General features: G+C 38.1%; 13 protein-coding genes. 1 reads left to right on the top strand and 12 read right to left on the bottom strand.

What is annotated here, in order from left to right; genetic code table 11:
- Position 1: 1 nt before the first annotated feature.
- The 10 genes from ACE1EF_RS01845 to ACE1EF_RS01800 all read right to left on the bottom strand — a co-directional run bounded on the left by ACE1EF_RS01845 (position 2) and on the right by ACE1EF_RS01800 (position 12,640).
- On the bottom strand, positions 2-991 hold the full coding sequence (locus tag ACE1EF_RS01845; protein WP_375718901.1) for a hypothetical protein: 990 nt from the start codon (positions 989-991) through the stop codon (positions 2-4).
- 100 nt (positions 992-1,091) lie between these two features.
- Positions 1,092-1,538, bottom strand: coding sequence for a hypothetical protein (locus tag ACE1EF_RS01840; protein WP_375718900.1), 447 nt, complete (start codon positions 1,536-1,538; stop codon positions 1,092-1,094).
- A gap of 21 nt (positions 1,539-1,559) precedes the next feature.
- Positions 1,560-3,377, bottom strand: coding sequence for a restriction endonuclease subunit S (locus ACE1EF_RS01835; protein ID WP_375718899.1), 1,818 nt, complete (start codon positions 3,375-3,377; stop codon positions 1,560-1,562).
- Between the two features lies 1 nt (position 3,378).
- Complete coding sequence (locus ACE1EF_RS01830) at positions 3,379-4,860, bottom strand: N-6 DNA methylase (protein WP_375718898.1); 1,482 nt, start codon at positions 4,858-4,860, stop codon at positions 3,379-3,381.
- Entirely contained in the window at positions 4,857-7,205 is a 2,349-nt protein-coding gene (hsdR, locus tag ACE1EF_RS01825) for an EcoAI/FtnUII family type I restriction enzme subunit R (RefSeq protein ID WP_473774483.1), read from the bottom strand. Before hsdR ends, ACE1EF_RS01830 begins: the two co-directional genes overlap by 4 nt.
- A gap of 228 nt (positions 7,206-7,433) precedes the next feature.
- On the bottom strand, positions 7,434-7,721 hold the full coding sequence (locus ACE1EF_RS01820) for a hypothetical protein (RefSeq protein ID WP_375718897.1): 288 nt from the start codon (positions 7,719-7,721) through the stop codon (positions 7,434-7,436).
- A gap of 90 nt (positions 7,722-7,811) precedes the next feature.
- Positions 7,812-9,986, bottom strand: coding sequence for an AAA family ATPase (locus ACE1EF_RS01815; RefSeq protein WP_375718896.1), 2,175 nt, complete (start codon positions 9,984-9,986; stop codon positions 7,812-7,814).
- Positions 9,983-10,378, bottom strand: a complete 396-nt coding sequence (locus ACE1EF_RS01810; protein ID WP_375718895.1) for a hypothetical protein — start codon at positions 10,376-10,378, stop codon at positions 9,983-9,985. Before ACE1EF_RS01810 ends, ACE1EF_RS01815 begins: the two co-directional genes overlap by 4 nt.
- Positions 10,379-10,597: 219 nt before the next feature.
- Entirely contained in the window at positions 10,598-11,479 is an 882-nt protein-coding gene (locus ACE1EF_RS01805; RefSeq protein ID WP_375718894.1) for a phospholipase D-like domain-containing protein, read from the bottom strand.
- Between the two features lie 78 nt (positions 11,480-11,557).
- Complete coding sequence (locus ACE1EF_RS01800; protein ID WP_375718893.1) at positions 11,558-12,640, bottom strand: hypothetical protein; 1,083 nt, start codon at positions 12,638-12,640, stop codon at positions 11,558-11,560.
- A 282-nt stretch (positions 12,641-12,922) separates the two neighbouring features.
- Here ACE1EF_RS01800 and ACE1EF_RS01795 point away from each other — a divergent pair, with 282 nt between their 5' ends.
- Positions 12,923-13,975 (top strand): saccharopine dehydrogenase family protein, encoded by a 1,053-nt coding sequence (locus ACE1EF_RS01795; RefSeq protein ID WP_375718892.1) that lies wholly within the window; start codon positions 12,923-12,925, stop codon positions 13,973-13,975.
- 1,383 nt (positions 13,976-15,358) lie between these two features.
- Here ACE1EF_RS01795 and ACE1EF_RS01790 read toward each other — a convergent pair.
- Both ACE1EF_RS01790 and ACE1EF_RS01785 read right to left on the bottom strand, forming a co-directional pair.
- Positions 15,359-15,577 carry a hypothetical protein gene (locus tag ACE1EF_RS01790; protein ID WP_375718891.1) on the bottom strand — a complete coding sequence of 73 codons (219 nt, stop codon included), beginning with the start codon at positions 15,575-15,577 and terminating at the stop codon, positions 15,359-15,361.
- Positions 15,578-16,819: 1,242 nt separating this feature from the next.
- Positions 16,820-17,119: a helix-turn-helix domain-containing protein gene (locus tag ACE1EF_RS01785; RefSeq protein WP_375718890.1), complete on the bottom strand. Its 300-nt coding sequence runs from the start codon at positions 17,117-17,119 to the stop codon at positions 16,820-16,822.
- Positions 17,120-17,195: the final 76 nt, after the last annotated feature.

The following is a 17,195-nucleotide window of genomic DNA, read 5'->3' as shown; positions in this document are numbered from 1 at the left end:
ATTAAATTTTAAGTTGATTCAGCCAATGTTTAAAGGGTTCCCAATGACGTTCAAACCATTGAGATGTTAAGTAGTATTCACCGCAAAATAGTTCTTTGGAATAATATCTGGTTCTACCTTTTGCATCTTTAATGCTTTTGATTGTGTGTTTTAAAATCTCAAAATCCTGGTTAAAAATTCGTTTGCAATAGCCTGGATCTTGCAGGTTTTGAATTTCCATTGATGTGATAAGTCCATCCTCCCATGCTTTACGAAAATGGTACTGAACAAACTGACCTATCTTCATGCCGTTTTCTTCATGCTTATCAGTAATTGTACGTTGACTGAATTCATCCTGTGATTTAATTCTCACATTTGCAGTTGGTCTACGCTTATCAAGTTGAATAAGTTTTAAAGCACGGGAAAATAATTCTGATGTATCATTTTCGTCAGAAATTTCTTTACTCAGCGGATCAACTATCCTTTCGTAAAAGTCAGTGTTAGAAATAAAATCAACATGAATAAAATCGTCATTTATCAAATCCTGCATTTCTTTAAGACATGGCTTAATAGCTTCATTAACAACCGGATTAACTTTGGGTGATACAAAATAAGAGTTGAATTTATCGAATTCTTTAAAATAGGTTTGCATGATAAAAACTGTACGGACAACCTTCTTAATAATCCGTGTTACGGTCTCTTCTGTTTTACCATAATTCAGACCGGCTGTATGAAAAGCCACGTCTATACCAAAGATAGCGCTCTCAGTAGTATTTAAACCTAAAACATCTATCTCTGCCTGTTTTATTAGTTGATTAAACGAATTCTTTTTGAAAATTTCAGACAACAATGTGGATTGCTTAATCCGTTCAAACAATTCAACGGCTTTCTCTTTGTCGTATTCGCTTATATTCCACTTTCCACTGGTTTTCCAATTGGTTTGAACGATGCGACAGCCTTCAATATGCTTTAGGTAACTGGCAATCAATATTTCAGCAATTTCAATTTTCATTTCAAATGTTTTATTTTGATGCCTTACTCCTATTTTATAGTATCTATTAATACATTAGGTCAGAACAAGCATATTTTGCGAATATTCGCAACACAGCGTTTTATGAGAAGTTATTATTAACCCATTTCATAAATTCTTTGTAGAATTTTGAATCCAGATTTATTATTTTCCAGGCATCTTTAAAAGCCTTTTTGGAAAATGTAAACTTTATACCTCCTTCCCATTCTTCCCATACTTTTGTATCTATTTTACCTTCCCTATGTAGATAATACTCTTCACTGCACAGATCAAAATAAGCTCTCATATATCTCAGAGTTTTTGCTTTAATTTCTGCATCAAGCACTTCAAAGTTAAAATCTTGTTCATTTATATTTTCCGGGAAGTTCAGGATAATCTCCTGGTACCTTTTTGTATAATCAGCGAAGAAATTTAATTTCATTTGTTCACGGGTGAGACCAGTCTGCCATATAAATGCAATTAAAGTGACAAATACACCAAAACCTGTTATTATTGTTGCCCAAAACTGAATACATTCTGAAGTTGTCATAATACAATTATTGTTTTAATATCAGTATTTTCTAATCTCCTTTTCCGCAACCATGTTCAAACTGTCTTTAATTTCATAAGACTTACCAGATGACTCATTCACCGCCCTCTCCACCACCGCATCAGCCAGTTTTACTTTTATTTCCTGCGAGGCCACAATGCGCTCTTTTAGCCGGTCGCAAAGGGTCAGTAATTCATCCACTTTGGTGACGATTCGATTTTGTTCATTTATTGAACATAACGGAACTAAAATTTCCTCCCATTTTGAACGATTAATTATTGGCGTTGCAGATCCTGTCGCCTTTTCCAATACTGCATTTTGAAAATAGGATGAGTTTAGTGCAAGACTCATATAACTCGAATTGGATAAAATGGGCTTTGTACAGTTAATCTGTTGATTAAATGCAATTTTTGATTTTACTATTGCACTTTTACCTATCGACCCTCCAATACATACCATTACAATGTCTCCATATTCCGCAATAGTACTTTGCTCACATCCAGCTTTAGACAAAGTTTTTTCAGAATCTACGATATCACCACTGTTTGTTATCTGACCTGGACCAATGAAAGGAATATCACCCTTAAAAAAAATAGGATTCCTCGTACTTGGTGTCTTTCCAGTACTTCCAATCCCTATAGTTCCTAACCGACTCCATTCCCACCCTTCCGGCAACTCGAATGGTTTTTCTTCTTCTGTAATTTCAGGCAGTGGCTTTTGTTTTTTGAGTTTGCCTTCTTTGATAAGTTTTAGTTTTTCGGCTTCAATTTTCTTCAATAATTCACTTGTCGGTTCATCATTTTTATACTGTGGCACTAATTTGCCCATCACAGCCAATTGCAGGATGGTTTGTTTAAGCAGATTAACGCTTTCTTCGGTGGTGAACAGGATATCAAAATGCGATTCCAGATGGTTCCAGGCAGCTTTTAAGGACTCGGCATCTTTGGCATCTGTTAATGTCTTTAATAGCACTTTTACCAAAAGCAGATGCGTTTCAATTTGGCCCATTTTCTGCTGCTCCAGCTTGTCGCAAAGTGCCATCAGGTCATTTACTTTGGCTACGATTCGGTGTTGTTCTGCAAGGGGAGCAATTGGAACCAACATATCTGTTACATCAGACATTTTCAAATTAGGTTGTAGTCCTGATTTTCCAAATCTTTCTTTGTAAATATTGAGTACTATATTACTACTTAAGTAGATGAATAAAAAGTTTGTATCAATATACGTTCGAATAGCAGCAACGCGCTGATTCAATAAAGAATTATTATACGAATTTGGGCATTTACTTATTTTGAGTCCTGTAGATATGTAGGGTCGAGTTAAAGCTAATATTAAATCGTTTTCTTTAACAATGAAATTCTGATATTCTTCTAAAAAACCAACAGGTAAAAAGTCTTCTGTTTCTATGAATTCTCCGACACCAGCATTTGTAATTTTTATTGCCCTTACGCTTCCAATCTGTTTAAAATCTTCACTTTTGAAGGAAGCTCCAGAGAACACATAACTGAAATTTCCAAGCCTACCCCAGACCCATCCCTTTGGTAGTTCAAACAACTTTTCAGTCTCAATAATTTCCGGAAATTGCTTATGATTTTTTATCTCACCTTTGTCAATGAGTTTTTGCTTTTCCGCAACAATTTTCTGCAAAAGTTCAAAAGCCGTTTCATCGTTTGAATCTTGTTCAACCAGCTTCCCACGTACAGCTAATTCAAAAATCAATTCCCGCAAACGATTTATACCATGTAAACTGATGTTGTCAATCCCGGCTTTTTTCCCTAAGGATTTTTGCGTTTGTGCCGTTCCCCAAATGTCGAAGCTATCTACCAAAGTATCAATCATCTTAGCTGTCTCCGTTTTTGGTTAAGGCTTCGGTCAGAATTGCTTTCAGTTGCTGGTGTAGGCCGGCAATTTTTTCCTGCTGGTGCTTGTATTTCTGTAACAATTCGTCCGGGTCGTGGCTTTCCTGTTCGGCTTCGTGCGGATTTTTAATATCCAGGTTATAGTTTCGGGCCACAATGTCTTCTTTGCTGACTTTCCAGGCAAATTCGTTTTCAACCCGTGCTGCAAAATTGTCGCTTTCATTGCCCCACCAGCTTATTTCCGGTTTAAACTCTTCAAAGCGCATGGGTTTGGTTTTGTTATAGCTCTTTACGCCATCAGGATAAGGGTGTTCGTAATACCAAACCGTTTCTGTTGGTTTTCCCTTCGTAAAAAACAAAAGGTTTGTTTTAATGCCGGTGTAAGGATTAAACACGCCGTTGGGCAGACGCACAATGGAGTGAAGGTTGCATTCTTCAAACAGCTTTTCCTTTATGCGGGTCTTAATACCTTCGCCAAACAGAAAACCATCGGGCAATACCAGGGCAGCCCTGCCATCGGTTTTCAGCAAATGCATGATGAGCGTTAAAAACAGGTCAGCCGTTTCTCGGGTACGGTAGGCAGAAGGAAAGTTCTGCTCAATACCGTCTTCTTCCATCCCACCAAATGGCGGATTGGTCACTATAACATTTACCCGGTCTTTGGGTTTATAATCGCGCAGAGGCCGGCTGAGCGTATTGTCGTGCTGAATGTTGATGGGTGTATCTATGCCGTGCAAAATCATATTGGTGGTGCACAACATGTGCGGAAGCGTTTTCTTTTCTACCCCGAATATGGTTTTCTGCAATTTCTTTTCATCGGCAGGTGACTTCACAAAGTTATTGCGCTTATAGTCAATCACATTCGTCAGGAAACCACCGGTTCCACAGGCAGGATCCAACACCAGTTCTTCCAGCTGCGGTTTTACCCTGTCCACCATAAACTGAGTCACCGCACGTGGCGTATAAAATTCACCTGCATTCCCGGCACTTTGCAGATCTTTGAGTATTTGCTCATAAATATCCCCAAACAGGTGCCGGTCTTCCGACGCGTTAAAATCTATTTCACAGATTTTATTGATCACCTGTCGCATCAGCGTACCCGACTTCATGTAGTTGTAGGCATCCTCAAATACATTTTTAATCACCTGGGCCCGTTTACCGTCTTCACCCCGTGTATTGAGTTTGGTCTTTAAGGTTGGAAAAAGCTGAAGATTCACAAAATCCGACAGCTCCTCACCTGTCATGCCTTCCGGATCAGCCGCCCAGTAACGCCAACGCAAATGTTTTGGCAGCGGAGATACATAATTGTCGTCCAGTAACTCCAATTCTTCTTCGCGGTCGTCCACGATCTTTAAAAATAACATCCACACCAACTGACTTATGCGTTGTGCATCACCATCCACACCTACATCCTTGCGCATAATATCCTGAATGGATTTTATGATGCCCGAAACATTACTCATGCTGTTCTATCCTGGTTAAATAATTCGTTTTCAATTTCCCTGACGGCCTGTTCGTACTGCTGTTTACCGCCAAAAATATTTTTAATGATCTCCAATGGTGTACCAAAATTACTGAAAGGTTTTAACTGAAGAACCCTTGGATTTTCAATACTTTTTACACCCTTGTCGGCATAGTTGTCAATCAATGCATTAATCACAGCCCTTGCCTGCTCGCCGTATTTGGTAAAATAGTTGCGCTTTTTCACATTGTTGGCACGTTCCTTACGGGTGAGTGGGGGTTGGTCAAATGCCACATGGCAGATGAGGTCAAAGTCGCCATAATCCTTTCCAACCAGTTCCGCCAGATTTTCCAGCACCACGCCATGCTCTTCCAGTTTTTCAACAATTTCCATTTTCTTCTCCGCCGAGTTCCAGCTTTGCAGAAAATCATTCAATGAGGCATACTCAGACTGCACACCCTTTCTTGAAAACTCTTCATACGATTCAGTAATTAAGTTTCCTTCGTTACTAATGTATTCCACACGCTCATTTAGGATCCATACCGGAACGCCATCCACTACGTATCTTCTGGCACCTGATTCATCATCATCTGAACCAATATCCTCATCGTCAACTGGTTCAGGATCCGGTGGCACGGGCGGATCGTCATCATCCGGTTCATAAATCACTACGGCTTCACCATCAAAGTCAGGATCATGAAATAGATCGGTCGCCCGTTTAAAATCCATGATGGTGAAAAAGTATTTATTAAAGTCCTCGTCAATGCGTGTTCCCCTGCCAATAATCTGCTTAAAGGTGGTCATTGAATTGATGGTTTTATCCAGCACAATGAGCTTACAGGTCTTGGCATCCACGCCCGTTGACATCAGATCGGATGTGGTGGCTATGACCGGGAATTTGCTTTCAGGGTCAATAAAATTGTCGAGTTCAGCTTTGCCTTCTTTGCTGTCGCCGGTAATGCGCATCACATACTTTGGATTATCCGTAGCCAACTTTCCGGCAGCGTTTACAATAGCTTTCCGCATGCGTTCAGCATGATCAATGTCCTCACAGAAAATAATCGTTTTATCGAAAGGATTGGTGGCATTCAGAAACTTCATCACACGTTTAGCCACAAGTTTGGTTCGCTGGTTCAGTACCAGAATCCGATCCATATCTGCCTGGTTATATAGCCGAGCTTCTATTTCATTCCCCAGATCATCAGTCATTCCAGAAGGTGGTGTCCATCCATCTATGTCTTTGTCTATGTTTATTTTCACCACTTTATAAGGCGCCAGAAAACCATCCTCAATGCCCTGCTTTAAACTGTAGGTGTAAACCGGATCATTAAAATAGGTGATGTTTGAAACATATTTAGTTTCCTTTGGTGTTGCTGTTAAACCCAACTGTATGGCACTGTCAAAATATTCCAGAATTTCACGCCAGGCCGAATCATCGGCAGCACTTCCACGGTGACACTCATCGATGACGATCAGATCAAAGAAATCCGGGGAAACGCTTTTAAAAATCTTATCAGCCTCGTCAGTTCCGGTAATAGCCTGGTACAATCCAAGGTGAATTTCGTATGATGGATCAATCTTCCGGTTCTTAATTTTCGTCATCACTGAACCAAAAGGTTTAAAGTCGTTCACCAGGGTTTGATCCGCCAGTATATTGCGATCCACCAGAAACAGCACCCGTTTCACCTTTCTGGCCTTCCATAAACGCCAAATAATCTGAAAGGTGGTATAAGTTTTACCGGTACCGGTAGCCATGACCAACAGCAATCGTTTTTCGCCGCTGGCAGCTGCTTCCACTACCCTGTTTATGGCTTCTGTCTGGTAATACCTGGGTTCCTTACCTGAACCATCTGTGTAATAAGGCTCTGTGGCTATCTTTTCATCTTCATCCTCAATCCAGCGGAATTTCTTATACCGTTGCCACAACAATTGAGGAGATGGAAATGCATCCAGAGGAAATTCGGTTTCGATGTCTTCACCATCCGCAGGCATTTTATTGTGCGACGCAAAGGCATCCCCGTTTGAACTAAACGCACTGGGGATTTTCATGATATCAGCATAACCCAATGCCTGCTGCATACCATGACTAACAGAATGATTATTATCCTTAGCTTCAATAACCGCAATGGGAATGCCCGGCTCCCAGGACAAAACATAATCAGCGAATTTCTTTTTCTTTTTGTTGCGGGCAGACATTTCGCCACGCACAATTACAGGTCCCGGAGTAAGCGTCACTTCACGACGAATTTGCAGCATCTGATCCCAACCGGCTTCTTTAATAGCCGGCGTGATGTACAGATCACAAATATCCGATTCGCTAAGTTCTTTTTTGTTTATCTCACTCACAGAAATTCAGGTTAAATGAAACCAAGTTGTGGTTTTAAAACTACTGATAATTCTTAAAAATCCACAGGAGTATCAAAGATAGTAAAAATAGAAGCTTATCATTACTATAAAAGGTATATGCAATGCTATTTTTAAATAATGTAGATATTGATTTATCGGATATTTCAATTAACCCTTCCAGTTTTACTATAAACTAATCGTTATTTGGGTTCTTATGCCCGTTATTTGTTATATTAAACCAAAGATTTCAGACTCATATTTTCGAATTAAACGTGTTTTTCTTACTTTATTATCAACATCATATTTGATGTAATGATAAAGCCATATGTCCTCTTTTCTGATAGGTTCATTTTTGAGTCTTTCAACATCAAAGCTTTTTATTAAAGCATTATAAAAATGTTTACTTTCAATATTTTTGTATTTTAAAATCAGATTATCGAGCTTCTTTTGTTCCGTTTTTTCATTGCAGTATTCTCTAAAAACTGTATACAAAATAAGATTTGGATGATGTTTCATTAAAATCTATAAGTTTTAAATATTGTATAATTTTTAAATCCAATCCTTAAGGATCTAACTAGATATATTTTTTTAACTCTAAATATAAATTCATGGAATAAATTGTATAAGACCAGGTCTTTGCTCATTTATTTCTGTTAGTAAAGTATTCAATACAGAATTTTTATTTTTAATCGTAATAAGTAGTAAATCCACTGGCCGACTAAATACAATTAACGCCCACATAGATGCATATTGGAATGCTTTATCTTCAAACGACTGAACAAACATATCTCCTTGCTTAATCGACTCCTGTCTTTCGTGATAACTATTGAATTTCATATCGAAAAACAAATCCATGTCCAAAGCCACGACAGCAAAACTCTCAAGGCCACGACATGATTCATAGCTTATCACCCGGTACTCACCTGGCGATGGCTGCCTTTGTGATTCTTTATTCACATACGTTAAGTCGTGGATGTCTACATGCATTTTTTTCCATTCCTCTTTAAGGCTAAATGAACGCTCAATTGTTTCATTTACAATTCTTGTTTTTCCTTCATTTTTCAACTCGCTTTTTCGACGTCTTCTTTTTGTCAAATGCGAAGGAGCAAGAAAAAGGATATCATCGTACTTATCCTTAGAGTATCCGTCAGTGTAACTTTTCAGTTGTCCAAACATATGCTTGTTCAACTCCCCATTAAACACCCATATCTTACCTTGATTCAAATTTTCATTTTGCTTCACATCCCAAATTGTCCCAAATTTTAAGGCGAAGATTTTCTGGAACTCACATAAATTGGCTTTTTGTCTTAATGATTTTGGAGGAAAAACAACCTCATGGTTTTTCACACGAATCCCGTTAGAAATTTTCCAATTTAAAGGAGCGTTTGTTCGAACAAGCTGTTCCATACCGTCAGCTATCACAATATTTTCAGATCCAAAAATTTTAAACAAAACATCCCGCTCCTCTTTTCGCCAATCCTGTGCCTCATCGATGAACACATAGTCATATTCTTTCTGAATTTTACGAATTGTATCGTTCTCTTGTAGATTAAAGTTAATAAGATTATTATTGGCAGCAATTAGGTGATCCTCGTAAAACTCAAGATAATTTAATAACACCTGATGGTTTATACTTTTTGCCTGTTCCCTTCCTAAATCACACGATCCCTCTTCAATTTCTTCAATTAGCTGATTTCGCTTTTTAGTTTCCCATTGAGTTATCTCTTCAAGTATCGGACGGATAAATTTATGGATTGTACTGATTTTAATTGTTGGTTCATTAGGCTTGTCGTTTATATCCTGAAGGAGTAACAACCGACTTATATCTTGCACTAAGGCTCTATTGTAAGTCAGTATTAAACAGCGATTTCCACTTTGGAATACTTCATAAGCCAATTGCATTAGTTTCATGGTTTTCCCGGTTCCTGCACCACCTTTTAGAATCAACAGTTCTTTTCCTACTTGACTGTAATATTGTGGAATGTCTTTTCTAGTTTTAGAAAACGCATTTAATTTTTGCTTTGTGAGTGGGCCAACTGCATTTTTAACATATGAGAAATACTTAACTGCATCTTCAATCTTGTCGAAGTTAGTTTTCTTATTATAAAATCCATTTAAAACATAGTGGCTTTCTTGGTAGGTTGGTTTGTTTATGAGAACTAGTGCATTAAGTAATTTATCTAGAGTCATCTCACCTCGAACAAATGTGGCGGTTGCCTCATCTTTGTTGTGCTTAACAAAGTTCAGTTTCTCAAAATTTATAATTGATGCTACAAAAGGATTTGATTCCTCCCCGAGAAACAACGATAAGAACCGTTTCGCGGAGAATGACAGATCTTTAGAATATAAGGACATATTCGCTGATCTATTCCCGCTTGTCACCCAAATATGATCTTTCTTTATATGTATTTGTTCTGGTTGTTCCTTTCGAAAGGTCAATGCTACAGCAAATGAACTAAAATACACACGTTCCTTTATAAGAGTAGCATTTTCGCCAGTATTAGTTGTATGATTCTTTTCATAAAATTCTAGACTTTCTGAAACACCTCTATCAAATCTCGCTACAATCAAAACACTCAAATCTGAAATCTGTTCCCCATACAATCGGAGGTTTGGGATAATCATCACTTCGTCCTGTTTATTTTTTCGGATGCTCAACCATTCTTCAAACATTTCCTTTAAAACAAGCGCCTTTTCATACTCTGGCGTTTCGGTATCTTGTCCTAGAACATTAACTCTCATTTTGGATTTAATTTTTGTTGAATGTTTAAATTCTCTCATTTTTCTAATTTTACATCAATCAAATCAATATCCGTATAATGTGGCCAAAACTTACCCCTTTTATTGTTAATCATTTGGTGTAATATTCTTATTTTCCAGGTATTTTCTTCAATAAAAATATCAACAATTTTTCCTTTGCCTAATTTATCTATTTTATAAGTACCAATATTATTATCAAAGGATCTAATTAATACATCGGACCATACTATATCACCTATTTTGTATTTAACCTCTGCATTATATTGAGCTTTTGCTAACTCATCCATCATATTGAATTTTGCAGCAATTGTAACTTCCTTATGAGGGCCACAATAAACCGGATTAAAATAATTCTCACTTGGATCAAAATCTTTCAATTCTTCTTTTGCGTTAAATAGTTTCTTTTCATTCATAAGTTAATTATAATAAAAATGTTAAAAAATTCATTAGTTCGATTGTTTTGGAAAACAAGTAATGGTTGGATTTCAACTACTAACAGGTCTTCCAAAAATAGGCAAATCAGAATCAGTGCTTCTCAAGCGGATAGGAAAACCTTTAACAAGTTATCCCCAATTTTTTTAAAACTTTACACATTCAATCATGACATCATAACATCTGTTTGTAGCTTTTATTTAAATGTGTTTATAGTTTGAATGTTCTTTACAGAATGGCTGATCCACACTGGTTTCAGCTTCATTTCCACAAATATGACAGTATTTACCATTGACCTGTCTTCCACTGCTCAAATACTCGCTGTATTGTATAGGTTTATCAGGGTTTAGATTAATTGTTTTACGTGTCCGAATGCAAAAACCATATTTAATATCAAAAGAATCAAAAGATACGCTTTCAATAAGATCCGACTTTAGTAAATCCTGTTCGATGTAATTTCTGATATGGCTTCTATAGTATTTATCGTTTAGTTTCACACCTGCCTCAATGGAATTATCAAATGAAGAAGTAAGTAAATTAAGTGATGTGACCAATAAGTTCTTCTCATTCATATAAATCTTAGCATGTAATCTTGGATGACACCACATTTCTCCTCCTACAGCATTTAATCTTTTGAACAACCTGTAAGCATCATAACTCTTTAGCTGATTTTCGTTAACAATAAACAGAATTTTAACCCCTCTCCTTGCCTGTGATATGATGGATTCAGTTACTACATCACCGGGTGCAATAAACGGAGATACAATAATTAAACTTCGTCTGGCACTGTTTATAATATCATTTAATTCTGTTTTAACATCTTCATTGAAAACTGCATCACTTTCTGATCTAAGTTTATGTATTAACATTATGATCATCCATGCCAACACGTAAAGCATTATCAAAAACACAGTATCCGCGATAGGATCTTTTTTAAAATCGTATATCAATGAAGATAAGTCAGTAAAGAAAATTACCGGAATGAATAGCAAAGTGGCCTGAAAGAAGTCATTATTCAGAAAGTCTTTAATATTTCTGCCCACGTGATTGGAATCTGAGGTTGATATTTTAAAAAAGTTCATATAGGTAATTGCTCAATTATGGATGGTTACACAAAGTTTTAATTGGTTCATTGGTTTATTAGCTTATTTGCGTATTTGTCACAATTCCAGCACCTCCAGTACCACATCAGAACTGAATTTGCCGCCGGGAAAGTTATCCATGTAATCCAGGTTCAGCCATACACGGTCGTTGTTATCTTCGTGATAACATAGTTCTGCATTTCTGGACTCCGATCTGAACAGGTAGGTTTTAATCAGTTGTTCAATCTTTTCAAGATCATTCCGGTCACCAATCAACAACTCAGGATAAATATGATTCTCTGTTCTTACCAGACGAACCACGCCTCCAATGGATTTTATAGCTGCAGCCATAAACACAGAATGGTCATCACAGTCACCTGACAGGTATTTTAATGTTTCCGTTGCCGGGGCAATATACTCTCGACTTACCGGATCGTTCACGTATTCCCATCGGCTGTTTATTTCCTTAAATACAGCCAGACACTGTATGGTATTGCGGTAATGTCTGAATTCCCGTTCATCAGATTTTTGGAATTCATGAAAATGTTTTTTTGTTGAGGCTATAGCAAAATCCCGTACACTGGCACTGTCAAATTCGATGGCTGTGATGAATTTTCCTTTTTTGGTAAAAGGTTTGACTTTTGATATCAGTACCTGTTCCGGGTTTTCGGCATTACTCATCTGCACTACCATATCCTTGTAATCACTGAACAGGGAAACAAATCCATACTTATGCTGAATACTGCCGTAGGTAAGAAAGCCAAAAGAGAGTACAAATATTAAAATTGCAATTGATCTGTAGTTCTCAAGTATATAAAGGATGATCCCTAACAGAACTACAAATATCAGAAACCTGTCCACATTCCAGAACCAGTCAGGATCAGGTAAACTTTTATGTAATATGATATACAAGGGAATGATCAGAAGAATGGCTATCGTATTACGGATAATTTTAAAAAATGAAAATCCATCTTTTGGCTCTTCTTCAAATTCCTTCATTGGCTTTTCAGTTGATTTTTCATTCTCAACTTTTTCACTTTGATCATCAATCTCTACTTCTTCATGGCATTCAGGACATTCAAACTTCAGGTGTTTATCAGCTGGTATTCTTACTTTTTTGTTACAGTTAGGGCAGCTGACAATCAGTAATTTTTCAGACATAGTGCGTTTAGTATTAAGTTAAATGTTATAAAACCTACAAATTTATTAATTAAACGTAAATTAAAAAGATTTTAATTGTAAATAATTGGGTTTTAAACCTACAATAGAATCAATATTCTAAGCTAACTTCCACTCTCACTTAGGATAACACTGTACATAACATACAGGATCTCTGAACAAATTTTTCTATCTGCAAAAAGGTACTGAACAGGTCTGCAAATGGATGTGTTTATACCTTTAGTTATGTACTGATTTATTTCAGGCATTCAAAACCAGGTTATTATGGAAAAAAATGTCATGATTTACGGTGCTACGGGATTTGTTGGACAGGAACTGGCTTCCATGGCTGCTAAACAAGGCCTGAAACCGGTCCTGGCAGGACGAAATGCAGACAAGTTGAAACCACTGGCAGAAAAGCTTGGTCTGGAATATCGTGCATTTGATTTAAATGATGCTCAGATTATTACAAAAAATTTGTCCGGTGTTACGGTGTTGCTGAATTGTGCCGGTCCGTTTAAATACACCTGGAAACCACTTGTTGAAGCGTGTGTAGCTAATGGGGTTCATTACCTGGATATCACCGGAGAGATTCCGGTATTTGAAGGCATAGCTAGCTACGATCAGCAAGCAAAGAGAAAGAAAGTAATGTTGCTACCCGGTGCCGGTTTTGATGTGACCCCAACGGATTGTCTGGCAATGTATTTAAAAGAGAAACTACCAACAGGAACCAGACTGGAGCTTGGCTTTTTCAGTGATGGCCCTGCAGGTCTTCCACCCGGCACGAATAATACCATGGTAGAACAGATACCATATGGCAACCGGATTCGTCAAAACGGCGAACTCGTAAAACCGCCAAAGGGAATTAAAACCAGGTTGATCGATTTTGGCAAGGGCATGCAAAAGTCCGTCCGTCTCACCTGGGGTGATGTGTTCACGGCCTACCAAAGTACAGGGACTCCCAATATTGAAGTGTATGCGTCTTTTCCTGAAACGGTCATAAAACAACTCAAAATGATTGAAGCCATCCGGCCCATATTAAGTCTGCCCTTTGTGCTGAATCTGCTCAGAAAAAGAAAAACCCAAGGATCAACAGAAGCAGAACGTCAGCAGACAGTTATGCATGTTTGGGGTGAACTAAGCGATGAAAAAGGAAATAAAGTCAGTGCCCGTCTGCATGGTCCTGAAGGAGGTGTGGTTTGGACATCTGAATGTGCCCTGGCTATTGTCAATAAAATAATATCCGGGAATAGTGTCCCCGGATATCAAACACCGGCAAAAGCTTACGGTGCGGATCTTGTGATGGAATGCGATGGGGTAACCAGAGAAGATTTGTAAATTTCAGGATGGATTATCAGTCCGGGATGAGATATCTCTTCCAATGGTACCGACTTGCGGCCTTGATTTGTTTCCATTTCATTAAAAGAATTCATCACCGGCCTTGATTTTTATGACGTAATTATCCCAGGGTGGCACTCGCTTCGCTCATTTACCCTGGGCTACAATAATAATACCCTTTCAGGGTATTTTTTTAAATCAACAGATGATAAAACTTCAGACAAAACTGACAGAAATGCGGGGAGCCCGCTGCAAATCCGGCGGATATGCGGGTGGTTCTTTTTAATGAAATCAGAAACCTTAATTACAAAGGTCAAACATAACTTAAAGTAAAGACAGGTTATTACAGGGATTGATTTGCAGTAAACATTTTTGGTTTCTTTTGATGTTTCAAAAGAAACAACTGGGTGTGGGTGTTAAACCCCACAACAAAAATGTGATGAGGTAAGCAGGGAAGATTTGTAATTATAAAAGAATTATCCTGTACGGGATGAGGCATCTCTTCTACTCGTCCTGACTTGCGGCCTTGATTTGTTTCCATTTAATCAATAGAATTCATCACCGGCCTTGATTTACATGACGTAATTAACCCAGAGTGTCACTCGCTTCGCTCGCTTACCCTGGGCTAAAATAATGATACCCTTTCAGGGTATTTTTTAAATCAACTGATGATAAAACTACAGACAAAACTCTCAGAATAGCGGGGAGTCCACTGCAAATCCGGCGGATATGCGGGTGGTTCTTTTAATGAAATCAGAAACCTCAATTACAAAGGTCAAACATAACTTAAAGTAAAGGCAGGTTATTACAGGGATTGATTTGCAGCAGGCATTTTTGAATACTTTTGATGCTTCAAAAGTATTAACTGGGTGAATTCCGATTGAAATGAGGAAGAGGGTGTTAAAACCCTTCAATAATTCGCACATCGTATTACCTTTATTTAAAACAAGATATCAAACACCGGCAAAAGCTTACGGTACAGATCTTGTGATGGAATGTGAAGGCGTAACACGTGAAGATATATAAGCTAATGGATATTAATCTATTTATTTGGCGAATCATCTTCTCAGGTCGTCCCGACTTGCGGCCTTGATTTGCTTCCATTTCATCAAAAGAATTCATCACCGGCCTTGATTTTCATGACGTAATTAGCCCAGGGTGGCATTCGCTTCGCTCATTTACCCTGGGCTAAATCCCGATAATTATCGGGAGATACCCTTTCAGGGTATTTTTTTAAATCAACTGATGATAAAACTACAGACAAAACTCTCAGAAATGCGGGGAGCCCGCTGCAAATCCGGCGGATATGCGGGTGGTTCTTTTTAATGAAATCAGAAACCTTTATTACAAAGGTCTAACATAACTTAAAGTAAAGGCAGGTTATTACAGGATTGATTTGCAGTAAACATTTTTGGTTTCTTTTGATGTTTCAAAAGAAACAACTGGGTGAATCCTGAGCTTGCCGAAGGAGAGGGTGTTAAACCCCACAACAAAAATGTGATGAGATAAGAAGAGAAGATTTGTAATTATAAAAGAATTATCCTGTCCGGGATGAGGCATCTCTTCTACTCGTCCTGACTTGCGGCCTTGATTTGTTTCCATTTAATCAATAGAATTCATCACCGGCCTTGATTTACATGACGTAATTAACCCAGAGTGTCACTCGCTTCGCTCGCTTACCCTGGGCTAAAATAATGATACCCTTTCAGGGTATTCTGGCGCGCCTTTAAACTAATCTTCCTGTTTTTTGTAAGAACTACCCCTCTTTATTTCGAAGAGCATCGTAGAAAAAGAGAGGGGTCAGTTTGAAAGTTTCGATCTGTTTATGCAGACCGGGGTGAGTCATCTTTTCAGGTCGTCCCGACTTGCGGCCTTGATTTGCTTCCATTTAATCAATAGAATTCATCACCGGCCTTGATTTACATGACGTAATTAACCCAGAGTGACACTCGCTTCGCTCGCTTACCCTGGGCTAAAATAATGATACCCTTTCAGGGTATTCTGGCGCGCCTTTAAACTAATCTTCCTGTTTTTTGTAAGAACTACCCCTCTTTATTTCGAAGAGCATCGTAGAAAAAGAGAGGGGTCAGTTTGAAAGTTTCGATCTGTTTATGCAGACCGGGGTGAGTCATCTTTTCAGGTCGTCCCGACTTGCGGCCTTGATTTGTTTCCATTTCATCAAAAGAATTCATCTCCGGCCTTGATTTTCATGACGTAATTAACCCAGGGTTTCATTCACTTCGTTCATTTACCCTGGGCTACAATAATGATACCCTTTCAGGGTATTCTGGCTCCCGTTTAAATAAATCTACCAGGTTTGTAAGAACTACCCCTCTTTATTTCGTAGTAAAGCGGAGAAAAAGAGAGGGGTCAGTTTGAAAGATTCGAACTGTTTAACAAAGACTGGGGTGAGTCATCTTCTCAGGTCGTCTCGACTTGCGGCCTTGATCTGCTTCCATTTCATCAAAAGAATTCATAACCGGCCTTGATTTACATGACGTCAACAACCCAGGGTGGCACTCGCTTCGCTCGCTTACCCTGGGCTACAATAATAATACCCTTTCAGGGTATTTTTTTAAATCAACTGATGATAAAACTACAGACAAAACTCTCAGAAATGCGGGGAGCCCGCTGCAAATCCGGCGGATATGCGGGTGGTTCTTTTAATGAAATCAGAAACCTCAATTACAAAGGTCAAACATAACTTAAAGTAAAGACAGGTTATTACAGGATTGATTTGCAGCAGGCATTTTTGAATACTTTTGATGCTTCAAAAGTAATAACTGGGTGTGGGTGTTAAACCCCACAATAAAATATGCTGGTGTAACCAGGGACGATTTATAATCACCCTGAACGCCCTCTGTTCGTATAATTTTCAGACAATAACCGCTCTACGTCAGTACTTTTGTAATAGACCTTCCCTCCCACCTTTGAATACGGAAGCATTTTAGTATCCCGCATATTCTGCAAGGTCCGCTGACTGATTTTCAGTTCAAGCATAACATCCTGGTTATCCAACCACTTCTCAGATAAACCTCCTACTTTTGTTTTCAATTCTGAATCAATTTTCTGATTCAGGTTTTTAATTTCATTAAACAGTTCATTCACTGTTTTTTCTTCTATTAATACAAAACTGTTGCTCATAAGAATGAAATTTTTATGGTTAAAAATTTGTCATCCTGAGCATGGCCATGTCACGTAATGACCCAACAAAGATTGC

Origin of the sequence: Quyinboa sediminis, assembly GCF_042219855.1 — a bacterium.
Lineage (GTDB): Bacteria > Bacteroidota > Bacteroidia > Bacteroidales > UBA5342 > JBHJHP01.
Note: the sequence above shows the minus strand (reverse complement) of the source record. Positions and strands in the feature narration are given on the sequence as shown.

Coding starts and splice junctions, on each gene's coding strand:
- ACE1EF_RS01845 (WP_375718901.1), bottom strand. CDS start 991: ATGAAAATTGAAATTGCTGAAATATTGATTGCCAGTTACCTAAAGCAT.
- ACE1EF_RS01840 (WP_375718900.1), bottom strand. CDS start 1,538: ATGACAACTTCAGAATGTATTCAGTTTTGGGCAACAATAATAACAGGT.
- ACE1EF_RS01835 (WP_375718899.1), bottom strand. CDS start 3,377: ATGATTGATACTTTGGTAGATAGCTTCGACATTTGGGGAACGGCACAA.
- ACE1EF_RS01830 (WP_375718898.1), bottom strand. CDS start 4,860: ATGAGTAATGTTTCGGGCATCATAAAATCCATTCAGGATATTATGCGC.
- ACE1EF_RS01820 (WP_375718897.1), bottom strand. CDS start 7,721: ATGAAACATCATCCAAATCTTATTTTGTATACAGTTTTTAGAGAATAC.
- ACE1EF_RS01815 (WP_375718896.1), bottom strand. CDS start 9,986: ATGAGAGAATTTAAACATTCAACAAAAATTAAATCCAAAATGAGAGTT.
- ACE1EF_RS01810 (WP_375718895.1), bottom strand. CDS start 10,378: ATGAATGAAAAGAAACTATTTAACGCAAAAGAAGAATTGAAAGATTTT.
- ACE1EF_RS01805 (WP_375718894.1), bottom strand. CDS start 11,479: ATGAACTTTTTTAAAATATCAACCTCAGATTCCAATCACGTGGGCAGA.
- ACE1EF_RS01800 (WP_375718893.1), bottom strand. CDS start 12,640: ATGTCTGAAAAATTACTGATTGTCAGCTGCCCTAACTGTAACAAAAAA.
- ACE1EF_RS01795 (WP_375718892.1), top strand. CDS start 12,923: ATGGAAAAAAATGTCATGATTTACGGTGCTACGGGATTTGTTGGACAG.
- ACE1EF_RS01790 (WP_375718891.1), bottom strand. CDS start 15,577: ATGGAAACAAATCAAGGCCGCAAGTCAGGACGAGTAGAAGAGATGCCT.
- ACE1EF_RS01785 (WP_375718890.1), bottom strand. CDS start 17,119: ATGAGCAACAGTTTTGTATTAATAGAAGAAAAAACAGTGAATGAACTG.